24 protein-coding genes are annotated in these 24,193 nt (G+C 56.4%); 14 read left to right on the top strand and 10 right to left on the bottom strand.

All coding sequences use genetic code 11. From position 1 onward, the window contains the following. Window positions 1-112: 112 nt before the first annotated feature. Both DF283_RS07420 and DF283_RS07425 read left to right on the top strand, forming a co-directional pair. A complete protein-coding gene (locus DF283_RS07420; protein ID WP_303674104.1) occupies window positions 113-304 on the top strand; it encodes a hypothetical protein in 192 nt (63 codons plus the stop codon). Between the two features lie 13 nt (window positions 305-317). Continuing rightward, entirely contained in the window at window positions 318-1,007 is a 690-nt protein-coding gene (locus DF283_RS07425) for a matrixin family metalloprotease (RefSeq protein WP_303674105.1), read from the top strand. Between the two features lie 68 nt (window positions 1,008-1,075). Here the strand turns inward: DF283_RS07425 and DF283_RS07430 are convergent, their stop codons facing one another. Further along, window positions 1,076-1,417, bottom strand: coding sequence for a helix-turn-helix domain-containing protein (locus tag DF283_RS07430; protein WP_303674106.1), 342 nt, complete (start codon window positions 1,415-1,417; stop codon window positions 1,076-1,078). A gap of 72 nt (window positions 1,418-1,489) precedes the next feature. Then, on the bottom strand, window positions 1,490-2,437 hold the full coding sequence (locus DF283_RS07435) for a hypothetical protein (RefSeq protein WP_303674107.1): 948 nt from the start codon (window positions 2,435-2,437) through the stop codon (window positions 1,490-1,492). 240 nt (window positions 2,438-2,677) lie between these two features. Between DF283_RS07435 and DF283_RS07440 the strand changes: the two genes are divergently transcribed. The 6 genes from DF283_RS07440 (at window position 2,678) to DF283_RS07465 (ending at window position 8,800) form a co-directional block, all read left to right on the top strand. Further along, window positions 2,678-4,132, top strand: coding sequence for a DUF4127 family protein (locus tag DF283_RS07440; RefSeq protein ID WP_303674108.1), 1,455 nt, complete (start codon window positions 2,678-2,680; stop codon window positions 4,130-4,132). After that, window positions 4,129-4,911: a TrmH family RNA methyltransferase gene (locus DF283_RS07445; RefSeq protein ID WP_303674109.1), complete on the top strand. Its 783-nt coding sequence runs from the start codon at window positions 4,129-4,131 to the stop codon at window positions 4,909-4,911. The genes DF283_RS07440 and DF283_RS07445 overlap by 4 nt, the downstream gene beginning before the upstream one ends. Window positions 4,912-4,913: 2 nt before the next feature. Next, entirely contained in the window at window positions 4,914-5,729 is an 816-nt protein-coding gene (gene tatC / locus DF283_RS07450) for a twin-arginine translocase subunit TatC (protein ID WP_303674110.1), read from the top strand. Between the two features lie 149 nt (window positions 5,730-5,878). After that, on the top strand, window positions 5,879-6,436 hold the full coding sequence (locus DF283_RS07455) for a hypothetical protein (RefSeq protein ID WP_303674111.1): 558 nt from the start codon (window positions 5,879-5,881) through the stop codon (window positions 6,434-6,436). Window positions 6,437-6,739: 303 nt separating this feature from the next. After that, window positions 6,740-7,888, top strand: a complete 1,149-nt coding sequence (locus DF283_RS07460; protein ID WP_303674112.1) for a hypothetical protein — start codon at window positions 6,740-6,742, stop codon at window positions 7,886-7,888. A 279-nt stretch (window positions 7,889-8,167) separates the two neighbouring features. Continuing rightward, the gene (locus DF283_RS07465; RefSeq protein WP_303674113.1) at window positions 8,168-8,800 is read left to right on the top strand and encodes a hypothetical protein; all 633 of its coding nucleotides are present in this window, start codon (window positions 8,168-8,170) and stop codon (window positions 8,798-8,800) included. Here DF283_RS07465 and DF283_RS07470 read toward each other — a convergent pair. Genes DF283_RS07470 through DF283_RS07480 form a run of 3 tightly spaced genes read right to left on the bottom strand, consistent with a single transcriptional unit; the run spans window position 8,790 to window position 10,916 of the window. Then, window positions 8,790-9,929: a 5-(carboxyamino)imidazole ribonucleotide synthase gene (locus tag DF283_RS07470; protein WP_303674114.1), complete on the bottom strand. Its 1,140-nt coding sequence runs from the start codon at window positions 9,927-9,929 to the stop codon at window positions 8,790-8,792. The two genes, DF283_RS07465 and DF283_RS07470, sit on opposite strands and share 11 nt — an antisense overlap. Continuing rightward, on the bottom strand, window positions 9,926-10,450 hold the full coding sequence (purE, locus tag DF283_RS07475) for a 5-(carboxyamino)imidazole ribonucleotide mutase (protein ID WP_303674135.1): 525 nt from the start codon (window positions 10,448-10,450) through the stop codon (window positions 9,926-9,928). Before purE ends, DF283_RS07470 begins: the two co-directional genes overlap by 4 nt. 28 nt (window positions 10,451-10,478) lie before the next feature. Further along, window positions 10,479-10,916, bottom strand: a complete 438-nt coding sequence (locus DF283_RS07480) for an OsmC family protein (protein ID WP_303674115.1) — start codon at window positions 10,914-10,916, stop codon at window positions 10,479-10,481. A 164-nt stretch (window positions 10,917-11,080) separates the two neighbouring features. Between DF283_RS07480 and DF283_RS07485 the strand changes: the two genes are divergently transcribed. From DF283_RS07485 to pyrE, 4 genes are all read left to right on the top strand, one after another. Then, window positions 11,081-11,623 (top strand): glycine cleavage system transcriptional repressor, encoded by a 543-nt coding sequence (locus tag DF283_RS07485; RefSeq protein ID WP_303674116.1) that lies wholly within the window; start codon window positions 11,081-11,083, stop codon window positions 11,621-11,623. A gap of 13 nt (window positions 11,624-11,636) precedes the next feature. Then, window positions 11,637-12,266: a peptide deformylase gene (gene def, locus DF283_RS07490; protein ID WP_303674117.1), complete on the top strand. Its 630-nt coding sequence runs from the start codon at window positions 11,637-11,639 to the stop codon at window positions 12,264-12,266. Next, window positions 12,263-13,852 (top strand): long-chain-fatty-acid--CoA ligase, encoded by a 1,590-nt coding sequence (locus DF283_RS07495; protein ID WP_303674118.1) that lies wholly within the window; start codon window positions 12,263-12,265, stop codon window positions 13,850-13,852. Before def ends, DF283_RS07495 begins: the two co-directional genes overlap by 4 nt. Before the next feature lie 77 nt (window positions 13,853-13,929). Then, a complete protein-coding gene (gene pyrE, locus DF283_RS07500) occupies window positions 13,930-14,490 on the top strand; it encodes an orotate phosphoribosyltransferase (protein ID WP_303674119.1) in 561 nt (186 codons plus the stop codon). Here the strand turns inward: pyrE and DF283_RS07505 are convergent. Further along, a complete protein-coding gene (locus DF283_RS07505; protein ID WP_303674120.1) occupies window positions 14,429-14,812 on the bottom strand; it encodes a hypothetical protein in 384 nt (127 codons plus the stop codon). The two genes, pyrE and DF283_RS07505, sit on opposite strands and share 62 nt — an antisense overlap. A 106-nt stretch (window positions 14,813-14,918) precedes the next feature. Here DF283_RS07505 and DF283_RS07510 point away from each other — a divergent pair, with 106 nt between their 5' ends. Continuing rightward, window positions 14,919-15,368 (top strand): acyl-CoA thioesterase, encoded by a 450-nt coding sequence (locus DF283_RS07510; RefSeq protein WP_303674121.1) that lies wholly within the window; start codon window positions 14,919-14,921, stop codon window positions 15,366-15,368. A 56-nt stretch (window positions 15,369-15,424) separates the two neighbouring features. Here the strand turns inward: DF283_RS07510 and DF283_RS07515 are convergent, their stop codons facing one another. The 4 genes from DF283_RS07515 to recO all read right to left on the bottom strand — a co-directional run bounded on the left by DF283_RS07515 (window position 15,425) and on the right by recO (window position 20,395). Next, window positions 15,425-16,762: a glycosyltransferase family 2 protein gene (locus DF283_RS07515; protein ID WP_303674122.1), complete on the bottom strand. Its 1,338-nt coding sequence runs from the start codon at window positions 16,760-16,762 to the stop codon at window positions 15,425-15,427. A 74-nt stretch (window positions 16,763-16,836) separates the two neighbouring features. Beyond that, window positions 16,837-18,033, bottom strand: a complete 1,197-nt coding sequence (locus DF283_RS07520; RefSeq protein WP_303674123.1) for a glycosyltransferase — start codon at window positions 18,031-18,033, stop codon at window positions 16,837-16,839. Beyond that, on the bottom strand, window positions 18,011-19,435 hold the full coding sequence (locus tag DF283_RS07525; protein WP_303674124.1) for an MFS transporter: 1,425 nt from the start codon (window positions 19,433-19,435) through the stop codon (window positions 18,011-18,013). Before DF283_RS07525 ends, DF283_RS07520 begins: the two co-directional genes overlap by 23 nt. A 108-nt stretch (window positions 19,436-19,543) precedes the next feature. Next, window positions 19,544-20,395, bottom strand: a complete 852-nt coding sequence (gene recO, locus DF283_RS07530; protein WP_303674126.1) for a DNA repair protein RecO — start codon at window positions 20,393-20,395, stop codon at window positions 19,544-19,546. A gap of 273 nt (window positions 20,396-20,668) precedes the next feature. Here recO and dnaE point away from each other — a divergent pair, with 273 nt between their 5' ends. Further along, entirely contained in the window at window positions 20,669-24,121 is a 3,453-nt protein-coding gene (dnaE, locus tag DF283_RS07535) for a DNA polymerase III subunit alpha (RefSeq protein ID WP_303674127.1), read from the top strand. Window positions 24,122-24,193 lie beyond the last annotated feature (72 nt).

The following is a 24,193-nucleotide window of genomic DNA, read 5'->3' on the forward strand; positions in this document are numbered from 1 at the left end:
GATGCGCCGAAAGGAACACCGTAAGGTAAAAGCAGAGTGCAGCCAGAACAATAGTTGGGGCAGGCTCATCCCTTCTCGCATTATCAACCGTGGCAATCGCCAGGAGTGCATTATGTCCACACGTCCAGCGCAATCCCCCTCGCCAAAAAAGGTATCCGCTAAACGGGCCAGCAAGCTGGCCGGGCCGATCCACGCCAATCTGTTCAATATTTTCGACGAGTTCACCGGGATCATTTCCGGAGAGCTGAAGTCGATGAATCTGGAGCAGTTTGAAGCCGAAAATCCCCCAAAGCCTTCCTCGTAGTAGTTCGTTGACGATGAACATTCCTCCGCAGTCCCGGCAGCCCCAGTCCACAGGTCAGCCCCCCCTGTCGCTGTCGGTGGGTCATTTCAGGCTGGAAAACCTTCGCCAAAGCATCGAGCAAAACCCGCTGGCCGCCCTCAACGCACTGGGTGCCTGGCGGGGAGATTCCATACAGAGCCCAGCGAAAGCGGTACGCTGGCCCCTGGAACAGATGCCCCTCAGCGTTTGGCTCCCCGCGTCCCCCGTGTCTGTTAATCAGGGCTTCCCTAGCCCGCCATCCCTGTTTGCCGCCCTGCGCCAGTGGGAGACGGTGACCGATGGCCTGATTCGCTTCCGGCTGATGGATATTAATACCGAAACCGCCGAGCAGGCCCACATCGCGTTTGGCTGGGCCCAAGAGACAACCAAAGGCCGGGATTACGAGGTGGGCCACGCCAACCGGGAGGTACAGGGCAGCCGTATCCGCCGGGTGACCATTACCCTGATTCAGGATCCCTTGATTGACGGGCACCTCTCTATCGCCCAGAGGCAGTCTCGCTTGCTGGCCACCGTGCTGCACGAAACAGGTCATGCCTTGGGGCTGGAGCATTCAGAAAACAGTCAGGATGTCATGTTCTACCGGGGGTGGCGTCGGGAGCAATTGAGTCATGGCGACATCCGGCGGATTCGCGAGCTTTACCAGCAGGGGCGCACTCAGGCCTGAGGGATTCTCTGGCATAAACGCTGCCGGGAAGTGTTGCCAAACGTCGACACCCGCCGGATGAGTGCCCCTTAACGGTGCGTCCGTTGGTGGACATCGGGCGTAATATATACCGGAGAATCCGGATCGCAGAACAGCTCGTATAACAGGGAATCCGGCTCCAGGTCACTCAAGGCCCAGCGATTAAAGCGATAGCGCTTGGGGGTCATGCTGACGGGTTGGATTAAATGATTTTCTTTTAAGATCCGCAGCTTTTTTTTCACCGTTTCTAGCCGGTAATTCAGTTTACGGGCCAAATCCGCCGCCGAGGGCAGGGTATCCTCCAGCATTTCCCCTTGCTGGTAGGCGTCCGTTCCGGCCAGAATCTCTCGGGCCAGATGGGTAAAAATCTCGGGTTCACTTGGGCTGGGCATACTTTCATTATAACGCCAGCCCCCGCCATCCAAACGGCTCAGCTACCTGGAGCTGTTAGAAGGGCCGCCCGGCTACTCGTCATCATCCGGGGTGCGATGATCAAAAATCTTCACCACTTTCACCGGCTCCGAGGCGACCTCTACTGCAGGGGTGTTGGGCGTGGCCGACGTTGTGGCGGTCGGTGGGGTTTTATTGGTGTTTTTGGCGGGTGGTGCGGACTGTGTCTGCGGTTCCGGCTTTTCCGGCAAGGGTTGTCGTTTTTGCTTGTCGGTTTCCCGCTTCAGGGCTTTTTCCAGCTTGCGGACTTTGGCGGAGGCGGGTTTCTGAGGGCGCTCAAAAGGACGCACATTCTCGGCTGGGCCAGAGCGCTTGTCCCGTTTGGTGACGGGACGTAAAGTGCCCGCCCGGCCTGAGTTTCCGCTGCGGGAGGCAACCGGTTTGGCTCGGCCGGTATCCGCACCCCGGTTGCTGGTGGGCGTTCGACTGGCTGCTTGACGCTTGGCCGGGGTTTTGTCGGACTGCCTGAGTTGGGCTTCTTTCCAGGCTCGCCGCCACAGACCTTCCAGTCCGTAATACTGCCCTGCCCTGCCCCAGCGTAGGCCAGCGATGGTGACTATCAGCAAGGCGCTCAATCCCAGTAGGGCCGGATTGCTTTGGGGGGCAATCAAGAGCAAATTGAGGGCCAGAAACAGGGCCAGCCAACTGGTCAGGGAAATCCCCACACCCAGCACAAAACTGCCCCCAATCAGCATTTCCAGATCGATCACGGTGCGCAGCACGGCGTTAAAATGGGGCAGAATCAGGGTGCGCAAAAAGTCCCCATACAGGGGTAGTGGATTGTTGATGGCCCAGGTTTGCCACTGGGCCTGCCAGTGCTGGGCCAACTGGGGATGGTTGAGCTGGTACTGTCCCACCAGTAGAAATCCCAAGCCCACGGAGACCCGCAACAAGGCCAAGGCCTGATGATCCCGGGGGCCGGTGGATAGGGCTCGGCTCAACTGCCGCAGGGCCTGAAGCATGATCCAAAATTAACTCGCTCTCTGGGGGACGGCATTATTATAACCGATACAACCGATTCCCCGGATTCCCGATTCCCCATTCGCCGTAAGGAGCCCCCCTCCGAAAGGGCAAAACGTCGGCCCGCTGTAGTCAGACGACGGTCTGTATTAGAATAGGGGGAGGTTCTGGAGATCCCTTGTTTTCGGATCACTGATTTCGGACTGTTGGTGTCGTTATCCGCCTTCGGCGTTGGAACAGATATGCCTTTCTCCCACAAACGTGTTTACCTTATTCCCCTGGATAGCCGTCCGGTTTGCTACGATATGCCCAGGCGTCTGGCGGCAGCGGCAGGACTAGAGCTGGGTATGCCCGCCCCCAATTTGTTGGGGCACCTGAAAAAACCGGCCAATTTCAAAACGCTGTCCCGCTGGGTGAAAAACCACCTGTTTGAAAACGATCCCCTGATCGTGGCCCTGGATACCATTGCCTATGGTGGCCTGATTGCTTCCCGGGTGAATGAAGATCCGCTGGAGACCTTGCAGCAGCGGGTGCAAAGTTTTTTTCAGCAAATTAAAGTGGATGCCTGCTACGCGTTTTCCTCCATTTTGCGCATCCCCAACTACAATTTTGACGAGGAAGAGCCCGCATACTGGAACCAGTACGGGCAAGCCCTGTACCAGTATTCCGCCCAACTGCACGAAGCCGGACAGGCGGAAGCGGGAGACATCCCGGAGGCGGTGCTGAGGGATTTCATGGATCGCCGGGAAAAGAATTATGCGCTGAACGAGAGCTACCTGAGCCTGCTGTTTGAGGGTAGCCTCGATTATTTGACCTACTGTCAGGATGATACCGGCCCCTTTGGGCTGAATGTGCTGGAGGCCCAACACCTGAGCCAGCAATTGCAGCAGCGTAAGCTGGAGAACGCCCACATCCAGACCGGGGCTGATGAGGTGGCTGCCTGCATGCTAGCCCGCTGGATGGTGTTGCAACACGCTGAACCCGTTAAAGTGTACCCTTTCTACAGTTCGGAAGCCGGTCGCCATCTGGTGGCCAAGTTTGATGGGCTGCCCATCGAGACGGTGGTGGAAAAGGCCATTCGGGCCTGCGGGGCGCAGGTGGCGAAAAGGTCGGCGGAGGCTGATTTGTGGGTCATGGTGCATACCCCGGAAGAACGTCAAGGCGATCATTGCAGCCGGGAGCAGGCCCAGCTCCAGCCCGAGCAGTGGGATGAAGTGCAAAAGGTATTGCAAAAGGCCTTGCAGTTGGGTAAGCCCATTGCCCTGGCCGATGTGGCCTACGCCAACGGGGCCGATCCCCGCTTGATGGACCGGCTGGTGTCTCAGTTTGAGGATTTAACCGGCCTGTATGGCTACGCCGCCTGGAACACCCCGGGCAACGCCATCGGCACCACCGTGGCCATGGGCCTGATTCGGCTGATGGCGGAGCGGCAGAACACCTTTAACGCACAGGCTTTCTGCCAGCTTATGCTGATTCGTTTGGCTGATGACTGGTTGTATCAGGCGGATGTGCGGCACACCGTGCGGCAGAGTATGAACGGCAACGCCCACCGGCAAGCGCCGGATGAAACCCTGCTGAACGTGCTGATGGCCGATGGCCTGTTTCTGCTGAAAAACCGGCTGGGGCTGGAAAAGCAGTCCGTCCACTGTCGTTATCCCTGCCAGCGTACCTTTGAAATTGAAGTGGGCCTGAAATGAGCCTATCCAGTCAGCCCCTCAGCCAGAAATTAATCAAGGACACCGCCGCCCTTCAGCAAAAAAAGCACCGGGACGCTGAAGGCTTGCTGCTGGTGGAAGGGCGTCATCCCATTGAAGAGGCCCACAAGGCTGGCTTGACCTTGCGGCACTGGTTTATTTTGGCGGACGCTCCGGCAGAGAGCCTGCCCAAGGAGAGCTTGCCGAAGCCCCCGTTCGAGGTTAATGCCCAGCAGATGGGCAAGTTGGCCACCACGGCGTCTGTGCCGCCCTGTCTGGCCGTGTACGAAGCGCCTCCAGAAAACAAGGCCTCTCTGGTTTTGGGAGATTTTGTGGTGGTGCTGGATGGGGTGCAAGATCCGGGCAATGTGGGCACCCTGATTCGTTCCGCGCTGGCCTTTGGGGCCGATGCCCTCATACTGACCCATGACAGTGCCGATCCTTACAACCCCAAGGTCATTCGGGCCTCCGCCGGACTGGTATTCGCCCTGCCCTTGGTTGCATTGTCTCCCAATGCCCTGTTGTCCCAGTTGCAGCAACAAGGACACGTTATATGGGCCACCACCGGCCATGGCGGTGCTTTGCCCTATCGTCAGGCCGATTTCCGGGGACGCTGCGCCCTGGTGTTGGGTAATGAGGGCCGTGGGGTCAGCGATGCCTTTCTGAATCATCCGCAGGCTCATCGCCTGATCATTCCCATGCAAGCTGCCGTAGAGTCCCTGAATGTGGGGATTTCCGGCTCCATTGTACTGGCTGAGGCCGCCGCCCAACGAGGATCATAGGGATGGACGATCCAGTCACGCCCCCTCAATACTTTGAACGCTCTGGCACCGATCCTGGCCTGACTGTCTCCGCTTCCCTGCCTGAGGTGGTTTCGTCGGAAGCCCCCATCGACTGGGCTTCACTGAGCATGCCTATGGTGGATCACATCACGGAGCTGCGCAATCGGATTTTAATTTCGGCGGGCACACTGGCTCTGACGCTGGGTGTGGGGTTTGTCTACGCTTTGCCCCTCATTCAGGTGTTTCAGGGCATGGCCCCCGCCAACATTCGTTTTGTGCAGCTGGCCCCCGGCGAAGTGTTGATTTCCAGCCTGCGGGTGTCGTTTTATGTGGGCTTTGCCCTGGCCCTGCCGGTGATTTTATACCATGTGCTCCGCTTTGTGCTGCCTGGCCTGACGGATCGGGAGAAGGGCATGGTCACCGGGTCCATTATCGGGGGCACCCTGTTGTTTCTGGCGGGGCTGGTGTTTGCCTACTACTTTGTGGTGCCTTCTGCGCTGGGGTTTCTGGTGGATTACGGGCAAAGCGTGGCCCAAACCCAACTCAGCATTGAGAGCTACATTGGTTTCTGCTCCGGCTTGCTGTTTATGACCGGGCTGATGTTTGAGTTGCCCATGGTGCTGTTTTTGCTGTCCTTTACCGGGTTGGTTACTTCCGAGAAGCTGATTCGGGAGTGGCGCTGGGCCATTGTGCTTATTTTCATCGTGGCGGCCATTGTCACCCCCACCCAGGACCCTTTTTCCATGAGTCTGGTGGGTCTGGCCATGGTGGCCTTGTATGGGCTGAGTATTCTGCCCATTAAATGGGTCGGACGCTGACCGTTCTGGCTGCTATTTTGCAAGCCGGTCAATGGGGTAATACGGACTGGGTAAACACTAGCTGCCCAGTTAATTGAGACGGCAGCGTCTTTTTTATACCCTGCTCCATATTGCGGCCTTTGGCCCAAACTCGGAAGGAGGGAATACGCATGCGTCAACCATTTCACTTTGACCCACAGAAAATCGAGCATGTCTCGGGAATTTTCAGTTCCACCATTCAGCTGAACGAGGCCTTGGACAGTCTGGAACGGCTTGGGCTGGGTAAGGATGTCAGCCTGTTGATGAGCGAAGAAACGCGCTCTTACTATGGGGAGGAGCCCAGGCACCCGGTCCACGGGGTGGAAGGCTTTACGCACAGTAGCAAATTGCCTGAGGGAGCGGCTACCGGTGGACTAACCGGGGGACTGCTGGGCGCCATTCTGGGTGGATTGACCACGGTCGGCACCATCTTGATTCCCGGAGCCGGTTTGCTGGTGGCTGGGCCGTTGATTGGCCTGTTGAGCGGCGGGGCCTTGGGAGCCGCGGCGGGCAGCCTGCTGGGAGCGCTGGTGGGAGCGGGTATTCCCGAAACGGAAGCCAAATTTTACGAGGACTCCCTGAAACAACCTGGAAATGCGCTGCTGATAGCCCATGTGCCCAAAAATATGGTGCCTGACGTGAAGGATATTTACCGCCACTGCGGGGTGCAGTCCCTGAAAGTGGGTTAAGGGCCATACTGGCCACTGGGCCCAGCGGATCACCGGTGAGAACAGGGCCTTGAGTTCTGGCCATTAACGACTCAAACATACCTACCAACGCAAATCGCAGGGCAGTCCGGCATGGGGCTGTCCTGTGCGGGTTTGCAGGGGGGGCAGGAACCTGATGGACTTGTCGAAAGGCCCTGCCGAGCCTCGTTGATGACTGGGGCGATCAATTTCCCGGAACGGACTGGTTTTATTTTTATATCACTTTTATACCGGTTCGACGCGACTGCCTTTTCTGGTCGCTGTCGATTGTTACGAGGGCTTTTTATGCGCGGATTTCCTTCCATTTTTCCATCGGTTTTGTTGACATTGGTGGCTGTCTGGTTGGTCGGCGCACTGCCTGCCCTTTCCCAGCAGGCCGATGACACTTTTTTCTTCCCTCGGGAAGCGTTTGTGCAGATCAACCCCACCTTGCCCAACTCCCGATTGAACTTTGATGACGACTCTCAGGAATCCTGCTGCGCCAAGGATTACTCGGCTTCCGGCCAGCCCGTGGCTTCGCCCGCTCAAAGTCTGGCCCCGGTGGAAAATGACGCCAGTCGGGCCAGAAGTGCCTCACCCCTTGCCCGTTCCGAGTTTGAGCGGGCCAATCCTCGCTATCAGGAAAACCTGACGCCCGCCTCTCTGGTTTCCTGCGAACGGTTTGCCCAACTGCCGGAGCTGGCCGCCAACATGCCCAATGCTGGCGCGTTCGGGGACAGAAGCGGTAAGAACACTTTGCCGATTGTCTCCCACAGTACCAACGTGTCCCATCGTCCCGGTGTGGAGTACTTCTCCGATCCCCGGTTTACCAACACCAGCGATTTCCACATAGAAACCATCGGCGGTAACAGCCAGTTGCGTTTGCAGGATGTGCGCAGCTATTCCGTCTGCATGGCCCGGGGCAACAACGTGGCCATGGTGGCCAACACCGAGGACGCCTCGCTGATTACCTACAATGGCAGCGATCACCTTTACCTGTCCGGGAATAACATCAATATGTTCACCCGCACCGGGGCCGGAGAAGACCTGATTGAACTGTATCAGGCCAGCCCCTCCGAGACCGGCAGTACGTTTACGGCCTTCAATATCTATAAAACGGCCATCAGCGGTGGATCTGATACGGACACGCTGGTGTTCAAGGGAACCCCGCCGGGTACCAAGTGGTGTCACATCGGTGGCTACCGCATGTACGGGGAATACTTCTACGTGGTGGAGTTTGCCCTGCCCCCCAGTGTGACTGAAGGCCCCCGTCGCCAGCGGGTCAACATTGGCCAATCCGTTGAGTACGTTACGATCAAAGGCAAAAAGTACCTGTTGAATGACTTTCTGGTGCATGGCGATCCGGTGGATACCATCGCTCGCAGCATTCCCATTGGCGATCCCCTGCCCCGGGTGGCCATTCGCCCCTCTGCCCCTAATTTCAGGAATCGTTAACGCCCCGCCCCGTTCTGGTGGGAAGCGTTCAAACGGTCACCAACCTCTGGCCCGGCGCGCAAACCCGATTTTTTGATTGACCGTCTCGGGCATTTTTGTTGCACAATTGGGTTTCGTTAACCTCGGGTCTGCTTTATGTCAAGCTGCCCATCATTGGCGTTAATTACTGACTGGGGCTGAATAACCCAGTCGCCTTGACTGATTCGCTATCCCCTTTTATTCTCGACTTCTTTTTAAATACTTGTTTCATCACCACTCAACCACAGGATTCATTTTCAAATGATGCGTAGTGCTAGCCTGCCCATGCCCATTCTTTCCGCTCGGGTTAATCATGCCAGTCCGGAAAGTTTCCACGAGTCCCTGCCCAAGGCTGATTCCCAGGAAAGGGAGCGTCTGTGGGGCAGCCTGACCCTGCAAAAATTCATTCATGAAGCCCCTGTTGACGCGTTGGCACCAGAAGATGTCTGGGCACCCAGCGTCAAACCGGCTCCGGTTTCGCAGGTCTCGAAGGACAAGCCCGCAGCGCTTTCTCAGGCTGCCAGAAAAGATGCCATAAACCGGGATTTGCGCATTCTGGGTAACCCCTTTGCACGGGCCAAAACCCGGGAGTTGATCCGGGAAAACCCGGATACCCCCTTTGAGGCACTCTCTCAAGTGACCCTGGGTGGGCTGTCCGAGGCGGGGCTATCGCATCTGGTTCATCGGGATCTGGCCAAATTGACCCTGAACCGTAAAAAACCGGCCCAGCGAGATCCTGCCATCCGAGCGGCAGATTGGATGGAGCGCCCCAGGCATCATGGCCCCTCTCGTTTTCAGCAAGAATTTTTAAAGCGACAACAAGAAGCAGAAGAGCAAGCCCAGCACATAGAGACCTTGCGACAGGCCTTTAGCAGGTTAAAGCTCAACGATTAAGACGTTCACGGGCCTGTTTGGCCAGCTGAAAAGCGGCATCCACGGAGTCGCCTAAGGTGGTTAGGTGGCCCATTTTACGACCGACTCGGGCTTCTTGCTTGCCGTACAAATGCAAGTACACCGGAGACCGGGCCAAAGCGGACTGCCAGTCAGGTTCTCCGTTAGCCCATAAATCCCCCAGCACATTGGCCATAGCCGCTGGCTGGCGCAAAGCGGGGTCTCCCAGGGGCAAGCCGCAGACCACGCGCAATTGTTGCTCAAACTGATCGCATACGGCGGCCTCAATGGTGTAATGCCCGGAGTTATGAGGCCGGGGGGCCAGCTCATTCACCAGTAACTCCCCTTGCCGGGTGATGAAAAATTCCACGCACAGCAAGCCCCGCATGTTCAGGGCTTCCATGATGCGTTGGGTAATCTGAAGGGCCTGCGCTTCAATCGTCTCAGAAATTTGGGCCGGGGCCAGGGTGAAATCCAGAATATGATTCCGATGCCGATTTTCCACCGGACGATAGGCTTGAAACGTCCCGTCCTCGGCCCTTGCGGCAATGACTGAAATCTCCCGCTCCAGGTCCAAAAAGCGCTCCATCACGCAGGCTTGCCCGGCGAAGGCTTCATAAGCGTCCAGCGCTTGGGCTTCGCTTTCCAGACGAACCTGCCCTTTGCCGTCGTAGCCAAAGCCAGCGGTCTTCAGGACGGCAGGCAACCCCAGCTGAGTCATGCCCGCTTGCAACTCCTGAAGATTATTGACGGGGACAAAGGGCACCACTGGGATGCCCAGATCGGATAAAAACTGTTTTTCCCGCAAACGGTGCTGGGTGATTTCCAGCACGTGCGGCTGGGGGTAGACCGGCACCTCCGGCTGCAAGGCGGCCAAGGCCTGTACCGGAATGTTTTCAAACTCAATGGTCACCACATCCACGCCTTGGGCAAAGTGCTTCAGGGCGGGTAAATCGGTGTAGTCGGCGGCGATTTCCAAGTCAGCCACTTGCCCGGCCGGGGTGTCACGCTCGGGAGAAAAGACGTGCACCCGGTAGCCCAATCGTTTGGCGGTGAGGGCCAACATGCGGCCCAATTGACCGCTGCCTAAAATGCCTAAGGTGCTGCCGGGTAAATGAACGGAAGCGGTCATACCGGCAAATGTCGCCCCTGTAGGACGGTTTCGGTCTGTTCCTGCCGATAGCGGGTTAGTTCCTCCCGCAAGGCCGGGTGAGTGTTTGCCAAAACAGCCACGGCCATCAGGGCGGCGTTAATGGCTCCGGACTTGCCGATGGCCATGGTTCCCACGGGCACCCCGGCAGGCATTTGCACAATGGACAGCAGGGAATCCATGCCATTGAGGGCCTGGCTTTGTATGGGCACACCCAGAACCGGCACCAGGGTCTGGGCGGCGGTCATGCCCGGCAAGTGGGCGGCCCCACCGGCCCCGGCGATAATGACCTGAATCTTCCGCTCCTCCGCCTGAGCCGCGAACTCGGCCAGCCACTGAGGCGTCCGGTGGGCCGATACCACCAGGCACTCGTGCGGTACGTCAAAGCGGTTCAGCATTTCGTGGGCATGGCGCATGGTTTCCCAATCGGACTGGCTGCCCATAATAATGGACACCAGCGTCTTGTTCGGGGCTGTTTCAGGAGAGGAAGCGGAAGTATTCATGGTCAAAATCAAGGTCCTTAATTTGGGCCTAGTGGGCGGCTTGCAGCAATTTAGCGCTCAGTTTGATTTGCGGGCCAGCCAGAGCCTTGGAAATGGGGCAGCCTTTTTTGGCGGCTTCGGCTTGCTCGTGGAACTGTGCCTCGTCAATGCCGGGGATTTCGGCTTCGGTTTCCAGCTCGATGGTGGTGATTTCAAAGCCTTCGCCCACTTTTTCCAGATGTACTTTGGCCACGGTGTGAACACGGGTGGGGTTGAAGCCAGCCTTGCTCAGGCCAGCGGACAAAGCCATGGAGAAGCAGCCAGCGTGCGCGGCGGCAATCAACTCTTCCGGGTTGGTGCCGGTGCCGTCTTCAAAACGGGAGGGGAAGGAGTAGCTGCCTTTGAAAGCGCCGCTGCCCAGTTCAACCGTCCCTTTGCCTTCACGCAGGTTGCCTTGCCATTCGGCCTGTGCGGATCTCATTACCATAATCTGTCTCTCCTCTCGGGATGCTAACGGCCCGATTTTAGTACGAATGCGCCTATATAGATAGGGCAGACCGCAGGGATTCTATTGGGTGGATTGATGGGGCTGTAGATTTAGGGCGGAAATCTCATTGAGATTCGTTTGGCCTTTCTGCTATACTCTAGCGCATGACAAAAGCAGTGATTAGTGGTATTGGCCCGGATCAACCGGGCATTGTGGCGGCAATCGCCGACATCCTCTATAAACGGGGATGCAATATTGTGGACTCCACCATGACCCGGCTGGCCAACGAGTTCGCCGTGATTCTGATTATTAACGCTCCCAACTCGGTGCGTTTCCCGGATCTCAAGGCCGAATTCGCCACCCTGGAAGAGAGCCACAACATGACCGTGGTCATCAAGCCCATTCCCGACAACATCGGTATGGACTTCCACAAGCCGGAAAATCCGTACATGATCTCTGTGGCCGGACAGGATCAGGCGGGCATTACCTACAAAATTTCGCGCAAATTGGCCGAAATGGACATTAACATCACCGATTTGAACGCCCAGTGCATTCAGGGCGATGAAGGCCCGGTTTACATCATGATGGTCGAAATCGATATTCCCAATTCTATGGCGGTAGGCTCCCTGCAAAAGGAAATTCAGGAAATCGCTCGGGAAATTGGTCTGGAAATTCAGTTACGCCCCCTGGAAGCCGTGGCCCTGTAAGCAACGGTACTGTATGAGCGTTCTGAAAGTCTTGAAATTCCCTCACCCTATCCTGCGGGAGAAATGCGAGCCGGTCATCAGTTGGGATAACCGCTTGCAGAAGCTGATTGATGATATGACCGAGACCATGTACGCCGCTTACGGCTCGGTGGGCTTGGCCGCCTCTCAGGTGGGAGAAACCACCCGCCTGATTGTGCTGGACACCAGCAGCAAAACCACCCGTGAAGACTACAAGGTACTGATTAACCCTACCATTGTGGAGGCTTCCCGGAACAAGACCATGCGGGAAGGCTGCCTGAGCTTCCCTGAGTATCTGGCCAACATCAAGCGGGCCACCAAAGTTACCTTTACGGCCTTTGATCGGCACGGGGAACTGAAGACCTACACCGTGCAAGGGTTGGAGGCCATTGCCATTCAGCACGAGATTGATCACCTGGACGGGGTGTTGATGATTGATCGCATCAGTTCCCTGAAAACGGACTGGATTCGTCGCCAACCCAAGGGAGAAACCGCCCTGGAGTTTACCCAGAACACCCCCACCGGTAACACTTATGTGGAGCCGTCAGCAGACCCGCCTTTGGTTCTTCAATCCGCGCTGGCCGCCCCCATGAGCGACCCCAACCGAGGGTCCTTGCCCTTGTGAACACCCGCTCCCCTGCTACCACCAACCTGGCCCGCTGTATTTTTGAGGCGGCGGAACGCCGACCCGAACACCCGGCCTTAATGGGACGTGGCGGGGTTCTGACCTATGCGGCGTTGGCCCAAAAAATAATCGCTCTGGCGGGGGCCGTGGAGCAACTGGGCTTGCAAGCCGGCGATCGGGTGGCCTTGTTGTTGTACAACACGCAGGCCTTTGCCGTGGCCTATTTTGCCCTGCTCAGTCTGGGCATTGCTGTGGTGCCGGTCAATACCCGCCTGACCGCCAGCGAGATTGACGTCATTCTGGAAGACGCTCAGGCCAAGCTGTTGATCAGCTCGCTGGAGTTTTTTAACACCATTACCCACTTGCAGGCGGATTGCTTGCAGGGCTTGGTGCTGGATACCGAGTTGCTGGCCAGTGAGGAGGAATTGGACCCGTTGTTGGATGCCTTTCCCCTGGGCTGCGCCTTGTATCGCTGGAACGAATTGCTGGCCCGCAAACTGGAACCCCGGGAGCCTTTGCCCTATGCGCTACCCGGTCAGACCCCGGCGGCCTTGATATACACCTCGGGCACCACCGGGAAGCCCAAGGGGGTGATTCTTAGCCATCGCAATATTGAGGCGGACGCTCAGGCCAACGTTGCGGTTATCGAAGCGGTTCCCGACGATCGCTTTATTACCATCTCCCCTTTGTTTCACGTGTTTGGGCAAACCAACATTCTGGTATCGGCCATGATGGCGGGCGCCACCGTGGTGCTGGTGCGCAAGTTCAGCCCCAAAACGGTGCTGGAGACCATTGAGCGCCATCAGGTGACCTTTATGGCCGCTGTGCCCACCATGTACCTGATGATGCTGACCCACCTGCGGGAAAAACGCTTTGATTTGTCATCCTTGCGGGTCTGCCACTCCGGGGCGGCCCCCATGGCCGTGGATACCTTCCACGAGGTGGAACAATACTTCGGGGCCCCGGTGCAGGAGGGCTACGGCTTGTCGGAAGCCTCCTCCATTGTTTGCTCCAACCCATTGCATGGCCCCCGAAAACCGGGCTCGGTGGGGCTTCCCTTACAAGGTGTACAGGTCAAAATCCTGCGGGAGGATGATACGGAAGCCGCCGTGCGTGAAATCGGCGAGCTGTACGTGCAAGGCGAGATTGTCATGCAGGGGTATCACCAGCGCCCGGAGGAAACGGCCAAAAGCCTGCGCCCATTCCCGGATGGCACTTGGCTGAAGACCAAAGATCTGGGCTACAAGGACGAGGACGGCTATATTTACATCGTGGATCGCACCGATGATCTGATCAATATTGGCGGAGTGAAGGTCTATCCCCGAGAGATTGAAGAGGTGCTGTTCAAGCACCCGGCGGTGCAAGCGGTGGCTGTGACCGGGGTGCCTTCCACCCTGCATCATGAGGCCATCAAGGCCTTTGTGGTCACCAAAGTGGAGCAAAGCTGCACTAAAGAAAGCCTGATGGAGTTTTGTCGTCCGCATCTGGCGGATTTTAAAATACCCAAGCATTACGAGTTCGTGGAGGCTATCCCTCAGGGGGCTACCGGTAAAATCCTGCGCAAAGACCTGCGCCGGGATATTTAATGGCCGTCCTTGCCTCGCTCGACTCGCTTATTCACTTAGCCGCTCGGTTTTACCCTGAATTGACAAGGACATTCCCCATGACTCACACCCAAACCATGCAAGATGAGTTGTTCCAGATTATCAAGCGCCTGTCTTTCAGGCGGGGAGATTTTATCTTGGCCTCCGGGCAACGCTCTAGCTACTATGTGGATTGTCGTTTAAGTACGCTGGATGGGCGGGGGGCTTATCTCATCGGGCAATTACTCTATGATCACCTGGTGAATCTGCATCCCGATGCCGTGGGTGGGATGACCTTGGGGGCGGATCCCATTGTCAGCAGTATTTTGTACCGCAGCGCTGAAGTGGGCAAGCCCATGGCGGGCTTTATCGTGCGCAAAGAGGCCAAGGGTCACGGCGCTGGCAACCAGATTGAGGGCAATCTCTCCCCCTGGATGCGGGTGGTGCTGGTGGAAGACGTGGTCACTACGGGCGGCTCCACGCTGAAAGCCATTGAAGCCATTCGAAAAGCCTACCCCAGTATCCAGATTGTGGGGGTGCTGGCCATTATCGATCGCAATGCCGGTGGCGCGGACGCCTTTAGTCGTCTTGGGATTCCGTTTCAGGCGCTGTACAACGTTCAAGCATTTCTTGAGGAATAAAACGCTGCCAGTTGCCATCCAGGTTGTGGATGAACTGGTGGGCCGACAGAACATCGTCTTCGGTGATGGGATCAAACTCGGCCAGGCGCATTAATTCTTCATCGGTCAGTTCCGGATCGGGGAATGAATGCTCATGCTGCGGGGTCTCCACGCCCACCATGGCCACCCCGTTCTGGGTTTCACAGTGGGTGCAGTAGACGTTGACGATGTAAATGCCCTCTTCCTGACGCAAGAGTTGAATATCTTCTGGCGTGAAGCTGTGTGAGCAAAAATTACAGCGCATGCGGCTAAAAAAGCTTTGGATCAGTTGGAAGGCATCCATTATGCACCTCTCGATCGTTTCTTGGGACGAGCGCGACTATCTCTTGATTATAGACCTTATTATGGGAATATAAAGGTGCTTTCATAAAAAAATAAGATTTGAGCTGATGCCCACGCCCTCTGACTCTCCAAAACCGCTCCCCTTGCTGCATAGCATGGAATTGGACGTGAATATTTTTGATACGGACTGCTATGGGGTGATGTGGCACGGCGCCTACACCAAATGGCTGGAAATGGGCCGGGTGAAGTTGCTGGAAGCTCAGGGCTATGCCTTCCCCAAGCCGGGCGACCCTGAAGGTTACGTGTTTCCCGTAGTAGAGCAAACCCTGAAGTACAAGCGATCCGCGCCATACGGGGACAAACTGGTCTTGAGTACCCGCTTGGCCGTGGAGGGCTACAAGCTGCTATTCCTGCAAAATTTTCGCAGCCAGAACACGGATCAGGTGACGGTGGAAGCGGTGACCACCGTGGTGGTGGTGGATGCCCAGTGGCGGGTGCAGCGTCGTCTGCCAGAGGCCTTGAAGGTCATCATGGGGTTGTCGCCCGGCATAGCCTAGTTTGAAAAAGTCTTTGATCGCTTGGCTAAAGCCTGCTGTGGGTCTGTATGCCGCCTTTAGCCGGGGAATGCGGGAGTGTCTAAGGCATGCTGGTAAGTGCTGCCCTTATGCTCGGTTTTATCCCACCGAGTGCGACGCTGTTTTTGCCACAGCACTTTCACCATAATGCCAAACACCAGCGGAATCCATAAAATGGTGAGATACACCGAGGTGACCGCCGTCCACTTGAGGGCTTCCCACAAAGGCGGGCGGTTGAAGCGAATGATGGCCACAATAATGGCCGAAGCAATGCCCAGACAAAAAATGGGAATGACCAACAGCGAGGAAATAATGCGGGTGGAGGTGGGATCGGCCATGACAACCCCCCAGCCCAGCTGAATGAGGTCCAGGACCAGCCACAGGGGCAGCAAAAATTCCAGAAAGTAGGCCACCATATCCAGGGTGGTACGCAAGGAGGCCTTGCGGGAGCGGAGCAAGGGGCCTGCGTATTCCAGATACCGGAACAGGGTGCCTTCCGTCCAGCGACGCCTCTGTTTGAGCAAGCCGCCAAACTCTACAATGCCTTCCTCAAAGACCGGCACCTTGTGGGCAAAGCGAATATCCCAGCCCTCAATGTGCAGGCGGGTGGACAGATCGAGATCATCAGTCAGGGTGTTCACGTTCCAGCCGTTGACTTCCTCAAGGGCTTCCCGTTTCACCAACTGGCCGTTTCCGCGCAGTTCTACTGCGCCTCGCACACTGTCTCGGCCATACTGAAAGTGGGAGTCCAGTGAATACTCATAGTTCTGGCATCGGGTGAGCCAGTTTTCATTGCCATTGGCGATGATTTTACGGGCTTGAACGGCCCCCACGTTCTCATCGGCCAAAAAGGGCACGATGCGGCGCAGGAAATCAGACTCTACGTAGGCATCCGCGTCAAAAACACAGATAACTTCCCCATCGGTCAGGGTCAACGCCTCGTTCAGCACGGCAGGCTTCCCGGGGATGGCGTCGGCGGGGCGCAGGTGATAGCGGAAAGGCAGGGGCAGCGTTTCCCCCAGTCGGGTCAGGATGGCCGGGGTTTGATCGGTACTGCGATCATCCATGATCAACAGCTCGTAATCGGGGTAATCCAGCTTCAGCAGGTTGTAAATGGTGTTTTCAATAACCACCTGCTCGTTGTGGGCAGAAATAACCACGGAAACCCTGGGCAGATAGTCCAGATTGAGGGGTTTGGGACGTTTGGCTTCCATGCGCTTGTGGTGAACCATGGCCAGCGTCATCAGCCAGGTGTAGAGGATCATGAACACCAGCAACAGCACAACGGATGAAAGGCGCGGCATGACCTTTCCGGTCAGAAAGACCACCAGCCAAATCACGGCAATCATACTCAGGAGAAGGATTTTTTCTTTCAAGAGATTTTCCTGCCTGCTTCTAAACCTGATTTACTGTAACGATAATACCCATTCCAATCCCTGTATCGCCTTTATTAATAGGCGGACAACCGATGGGCAAACTCTTTGAGGTGTTCGGCGGCCCGACGAGCGCCATGAATCTCTGCCGCCATTGTAGCAAACTCTCGGGTGCGAGTCTCAAACTCCGGATCGCCCAATAACCGTTCGATGTTGGCGCACAGCGCCCGTTGGGAACTATCGCTTAACGCCTGATAGGACATGGTGAGCGACACGCCCAGTTCCAACATGCGGCTGGCGTTGTTTTCCTGCTCAATCTGCTGGCTGTCGGGCACAATCAGGGAGGGTTTGCCCAGCGTTAGCAGCTCCATGGCTGTGCTGTGTCCGGCCTGAGTAATGACCAGATCGGCGGCCTTGAAGTAGGGAGCGGCCTCCTTGACGAAAGGATGAATCTGGGCGTTTTCCGGCACGTTGGCGGTGGTAAAGCTGGAGATGATCATGAAATCCAGGTGGCTCATGCACCGGGCCGCCTCGATAATGGCGTCGAACAAGGGACGTCGGTATTCGTGCCCGCCCAATGAGGCCACAATCAAGGGCTTGTCGCTGGGCTTGGCGATGGCTTGCACTTCATCCGCCTGCCAGGCCACCAGAGGGCCCACAAAGCGGGTACGCTTCTTGACCTGATAATTATCGGAGAGATTGGGCAGGCAAACCGTATAAGGCGGGCTGAAATCCGGAATCAGAATCTCTTCGGCGCTGGATAGCCACAGCTTCATCACCCACTCGAAGGAGCGGCCAAACAGCTTGACCAGTGCGGAATCCCGCTCGAAAAAGGGGTAAAAGGCGCTTTGGTTGGTCAGCACAATGCAGGGAATGTCCAGTCGTTCCGCGGCCAGAACCGGGGCAATGCGACCATCGGCCACCACCAGGGTGACGCCGTGGCGCTTGATGATGTCCATTTCTTCTTGCACAATCTGGTTCAGCCCCAAGGCTCGGGCCGGGTTGTTCAGGATGGTCTTGCCGACGTCAAAGTGCCCTTCGGAGCCCACGAACTTGACCTCCTGAGCCACTTCCACGCTGGGGTAGTCGTAGGAACGGATGCGCTCCAGGGCGTAACTGTAGGAAGCCAGCAGAATATCGCTGGGTTTGAAGTGTCGGGCAATGGCCAAGGCACGGCTGGAGTGGCCATACCCCTCGCTGCTCACCGAGAAGTACACTTTGTCCCGCAGTTGGGGCACATTCTTTTTTCGCTTACCAATTTGCAGCAAAGACATGTGATTTTTCGGCCTTCAATCGGTTATACAGTCCCAATACCCCCAATAATAGCATCGGTATCCCAATTAACAGAAACATGGCCCCAACGCCCACTTGCTCTACAGCCAGACCGGCTACCAGCACCGGCAAGGTGGAGGAGGTGCTTAAAATGGTGAACTGAACCCCAAACACTTTGCCCCGCTTGTCTTCCGGGATGAGTTCCTGTAAGAGAGCCTGTAAGGGAATGGCGATAAAGGCGGCTCCCACGCCCATGATGATTGACAGGGCATAGGTGTAGACCATGCGGGCGGTGAAGCGCACCGCAGCCAGCTCAAACCCGCCACTGAGGAGCTGGGGTAGGTAAATGACATGGCCCTTCATGGAGAGAAAGCGCACCAGGGTCAGCAGTACCAGGCACAGGCCCACGCTTAGAAATCCGCTGTAGACCATCACCCCACGGCGGGCGTGGTGGAAGGAATGTCCCACCCAAAAGGCGCCCAGGGCCATGCCCACCCCGCTGAAGGCGATGATGTAGGCAAACTTCTGGGCGGCCACCTGCGGATCTTCAAACAGGTAGGTTTTGGCGAAGCTGATGAACAAAATGCACAGGGCCACCATGGCAGAAAACAAGGTGGCCAGCTTCAGCATGGCGTTGCGCACAATGGGATGATCGCCGATATAGCGCAGGCCGTCCTGAATCTCATGCCCAAACCGGGCAAAGGCCTCTTTCATGCTGGCTGCTGGCGGGCGGCCGTCTTCTTCCAGCACACACAGGGGCGGGGTTTGCACAAAGGCCAGCGACAGGCTGGCGGCCAGAAACAGCCCGGTGATGGCCCAATGCACGTTGTTCAGGGAAAACAGGTTGATCAGCGGATCGCCGAGGGCAAAGCCAAAAATGACCGCCACCATCATGGTGGTGGTAAACAGGGAGTTGGCCGTCAGCAGCGAGGACTTGCTGACTATGGTGGGAATGGTGGCCGCTTCCGCGGGGACAAAAAACTGGGTGGCCGCTGATATGAGGAAGGCCACATAGTAGATGGCCCAGCCTCCGGTGGCTTGCGCGGCCCAGGGAATGAGTGCTACCAGGGCGGCCCGCATCAGGTTGGTAGCCACCAGCACGGCCCGGCGGGGCCAGCGATCCACAAACACCCCGGCAATGGCCGTGAGTAAAATGGCCGGAATGGTGAAAGCGATGTAGAGAAAGCTGCTGTAGCGATCGCTGGGGCCAAAGTGGCTGACAATCAGGCTGATGAACACCACAAAGATAATACGATCGGCGATTTGGGAAAAAATCTGGCCAATCCACAAGGCGAGAAAATTACGATTGGTCAGCACCACCCGGTAGCCTTCCCGGGCGGAAAGCGACGATTCGAGTGACTCGACTGATTCGGCAGGTGCGGTAGAGGGCGTTTGAAGCGGCATTCCGGGTTTCCTGTCAAAAGCCCGCTTTCCAAAAGGAAAGCTAGGCCCACTGGGTTTACATATTGTACTGCAACTCCCCGGGCAAGCAAGCGGGAAGCGGGAGACGCCCTATTCGGCCAAAGGTGAGGCGGGGGACGACGGGGGGTGTGTTTCGGGCCTTACCTGCTCCGGTAGCGGGGTTTCCAATAAGTTTAAAACCAAATCGTAAGCGTGCATGCTCTTTTCCACGACTTTTTGGAAATAATAGCGCAGGAACTTCTGGGCTTTACAGAACTGAGGGGCTGTCCACTGCGGGTTTTGCGGATTTTGCAGCAGGCGCAGGGTACTGGTGGAGACGTTGACCCACTCATCACTATTCAGGCCTCCTTTGCCGAGGGTTTCGGCCTGGTGCTTGCGTCGTAACGCTGAGGTGGCCACGCCGCCCAGCTGCGGGGAAAAACTGTAGAACGGGGCTTCCCAATCCAGTGGCTGGCCGGTAAAAATACACTCGGTGAGAATGGGATGGTAGCCTTCCGCCTCTAATAGATCTAACTGATACTGAATGCCCAGGGGGATGATTTGCGCTTCAGGGGCCTGATCCATCCGGTGCAGGGCGTTTTTGAGTTCGGCGTAAACCAGATGGCTGTCGGCTTCCCCGGCGGTTAAGTTGACCAGCTCGGCAAACAGCAGGGCGTAGGCCAGTTTGAGCAAGTCGGCACGAAGCCCCGGAAAACTTTCCCGAGGCTGGTACTGAATGAGCAAATCCAGACTTTTCCCTTTGGAGAGTTGCACCTCGCTGAGGTTGAGCAGCTGGCAAGCCCCCACCAGTTTGCTTTTTGGTTTTTTGACGCCCTTGGCGATGGCGGAGATGCGCCCGTGTTCTGAAGAGTACAGGTGCAGGATCTGATCGGCCTCCCCAAAGTCATAAGTGCGCAGGCAAATGACATCGGTGGTATAGGTTTTGGCGGCAATGGGGGACACGGGAAACGCTCCTGCTTTGCGGGGCTAAGCCTCTGTTTCAATCTGGCTTGTCGATACAATCATACACGGGGCCAGCCGTGCGCATGAAGTCGAACGCATGCTTTTCCGCCGAGTATAAATGTCACTGGGCAACCGTCGGTTAAAGATCGCTTAATAAGGGCGGCTTTTCCTTTACGCATCACCCTGCCCAATGGCACAATAGAAGGCCAGCGGATCTCCTCCGCGGTTTCTGGCAAGCCCCACCCCTTAAACCCCATCAGCAGAGTTGAGTTTATGAGTACCGTCCGTCCTTTTGTTCACCTCCACGTGCATACCCACTACAGTATGCTGGATGCGGCCACCCGGGTGCCGGATCTGGTCAAGATCGCCACGGCCAACAATATGCCAGCGGTGGCCATTACCGATCATGGGGTCATGTATGGGGCGGTCGAACTGTACAACGCCTGCAAAGGCGCTGGCATCAAGGCCATTATCGGGGCCGATATGTACGTGGTGGATGGGGATATTACCGATAAAAGCAGCCGCCAGCCCATGCACCAGTTGGTTCTGCTTTGCAAGAACGAGATCGGCTATAAAAATCTGGTTAAAATCGTGTCCCGTTCCCACTTGGAAGGCTTTTACTATAAGCCACGCATCAACTGGGACATTCTCAAAGCCCACAGCGAAGGGCTGATTGCCCTCACCGGGGATTTGACCGGGCCGGTGGCCCGACCCATTTTGCGGGGCCATCTGGATGAGGCCCGGGAGCGGGCCCAGTTACTGCAAGGGATTTTCGGGGAAGATCTCTACATTGAAATCGTGGATCATGGGAAGGAACCGGAGTACCGCTTTGCCGTAGAGGCGGTTAAAATCGCCCAGGAGTTGGGCATTGAGCTGGTGGCCACCAACGATACGCACTTCTCCCGACCGGGCGATGAGACCATGCACAATATCCTGCTGTGCATGCAGCAAGGCAAAACACTGGCGGAAAGTGGGTCTCGGGATATTTACGGGCCGCAGTACTACATTAAAAACGGCGATGAAATGGCCAAGCTCTTTCAGTTTCTGGACGCCGCTGTTCGGGAGCGGGTGCTGGATAACACCCTGAAAATCGCTGACAAGATTGACTTCAAGATGAAGCAAGGGGAGTCCATTTTGCCGGACTATCCCATTCCCGAAGGCACCACGCTGGAGAGCGAGCTGGAGCGGGAAGTGATGGAAACCGCCCGGGAGCGCTTTCCTGAAATTACGCCTGAGATTCAGGAGCGGCTGGACTTTGAGCTGCGCATTATCAACCAGATGGGCTTTCCGGCCTACTTTTTGATTGTGGCCGACTTTATCCGCTACGCCCGGGAGCAGAACATCCCGGTGGGGCCGGGCCGGGGGTCCGCCGCAGGCAGCCTGGTGGCCTTTGTGTTGGGCATTACCGATATTGACCCCCTGGAGCATAATTTGCTGTTTGAGCGATTCCTGAACCCGGAGCGGGTCTCCATGCCGGACGTCGATATTGACTTCTGCATTGACCGGCGGGGGGATGTCATTGAGTACGTGCGCCGCAAGTATGGGGCCGACCGGGTTTGCCAGATTATCACCTACGGCACGCTGGCCGCCCGGGCCGCTTTGAAGGCCGTAGCCCGGGTCATGGAGATTCCCTTTGCGGAAAGCGACAAGTTGGCCAAGATGATTCCCTTTGGGCCTGCCGTCAAGCTGAAAGATGCTTTGGAAGACGGCATGGAGCTGAAAAAACTGTATGACACCGACCCAAAGGTGAAAGAATTGGTGGATCTGGCTTTGGCGTTGGAGGGTACTGCGGTTAGTGTGGGTATGCACGCCGCCGGGGTGGTCATTTCCAAGGACGCTCTGGATACCATTGTGCCGGTGCAGTTCACCAAGGACGGGCATGAGACCGGACAGATCGTCTCCCAGTATCCTATGGGGGATTTGGAGAAGCTGGGCCTGCTGAAGATGGACTTTTTGGGCCTGCGAAACCTGACCATCATTGATAACACCGTGCAAATGGTCAAACAAATCCGGGGAGAAGAGGTGGATATGCGCCACTTGCCGCTGGATGATCAGGATGTCTACGAGATTTTGACCGCAGGCGATACCGATGGCATTTTCCAGCTGGAATCCGGGGGGATGAAGGCCTTGGTGAAGGACCTGAAGCCGTCCGTGTTTGAAGATATTGGCGCCTTGGTAGCCCTGTATCGACCGGGCCCCCTCAATTCGGGGATGGTCAAGCAGTTTGTGGACCGGAAACACGGACGGGCCCAGGTGGAGTACAAGCACCCGGCTCTGGAACCACTACTGAAGGACACCTACGGCACCATCGTTTACCAGGAGCAGATCATGCAGATTGCCCAGTCGCTGGCGGGTTACTCGCTGGGGCAGGCGGACTTGCTGCGTCGGGCCATGGGAAAGAAAAAAGCGGAAATCATGGAGCAGGAGCGGGCCGGTTTTCTGGCGGGCTGCGAAAAAAATAATGTCGATTTGACCATTGCCAACGAGCTGTTTGACACCATGAGCGAGTTTGCGGCCTACTGCTTCAACCGGTCGCACTCGGCAGCCTATGCGCTGGTGGCTTACCAGACCGCTTTCCTCAAAGCGCACTATCCGGTGGAATATTTGTCGGCACTCCTCTCCAGCGTAAGCGGCGATTTGGAGAAGGTGCAGTTTTATATTTTGGCCTGTCGCAAAATGGGTCTTAAAATTCTCCCGCCAGATATTAATAAGTCAGGACAGAATTTTACCCCCGATGGGGACAAAGCTATTCGCTTCGGCATGGCCACCATTAAAAACGTAGGCGTGGGCGTGGTGGAAAACATTATTGCCGCCCGCACGGAAAAACCCTTTGCCTCGCTGGAAGATTTTTGTGAGCGGGTGGATCCCAAGGTGCTGAACCGAAAAACCCTGGAGAGCCTGATTAACAGCGGAGCCTTCACCGAATTTGGGATCTCTCGCAAGCAGTTGTTTGGCAATGTAGAAACCATGACCAATTACGCGGCCAAGTGTCAGGAGCAAAAAATTACCGGACAGGCCAGTTTGTTTTCTCTGCTGGGCGGCGATGATGAAGCCGGTGGGATAGGCGGTTTTGGCGGATTGATTTTATCCGGCGATCCGGCGGAATACAGCGACGAGGAAATTCAGCAACTGGAAAAAGAGCTGCTGGGCTTTTACGTGAGTAGTCATCCCCTGGATAGTTTGCTGGATAAATTGCCCATGATGACCAGCCATGCCATCGCCGAACTCAAGGATTTCCCCGATGGGGTGGATGTGGTCATTGGCGGGTTGATTTCCAGCTTGCAAAAGAAAATCACCAAAACCAACCGGCCCATCTGGATTGGCAAGCTGGAAGATTTTTCCAGCGAGACGGAATTTGTCATGTTTTCCGATGCCATTGAGAAGTGCGGAGAGCGGGTGGCTGAAGGCAAGAAAGTGCTGATTCAGGGGCGCTTGCAATTCCGGGGGGATAATGGGGATCAGTTCAGTATTATCCTGAACGAAGTGCATCCGGTGGACGAGGTGCAACCCTTTCATCTGTTCTTTGACAGTGCGCCCAAGTGGGAAATCTTGCAGACCATTAGCACCATTTTGGTGAAGAATCGTGGGTTTAATCCGGTGATTCTGAACTTTAAAGATGGCACGAGAATTAAAGCGGGCACCAAGTTCTGGATTAATAACAATAACCGGGAGTTGGTGAAAGAAACGCTGGAGTCTCACTTCGGGCAGATTTTAAAGGTAGGTTAATTGTTTTTCAGGGGGGCGTTGCCCCCTGTGACCCCACAGGAGGGGGGACAGAGCTTTTCGCTCGTCCTGTCC

It is taken from the genome of Vampirovibrio chlorellavorus (genome assembly GCF_003149375.1).
Classification (GTDB): Bacteria; Cyanobacteriota; Vampirovibrionia; order Vampirovibrionales; family Vampirovibrionaceae; genus Vampirovibrio; species Vampirovibrio chlorellavorus_B.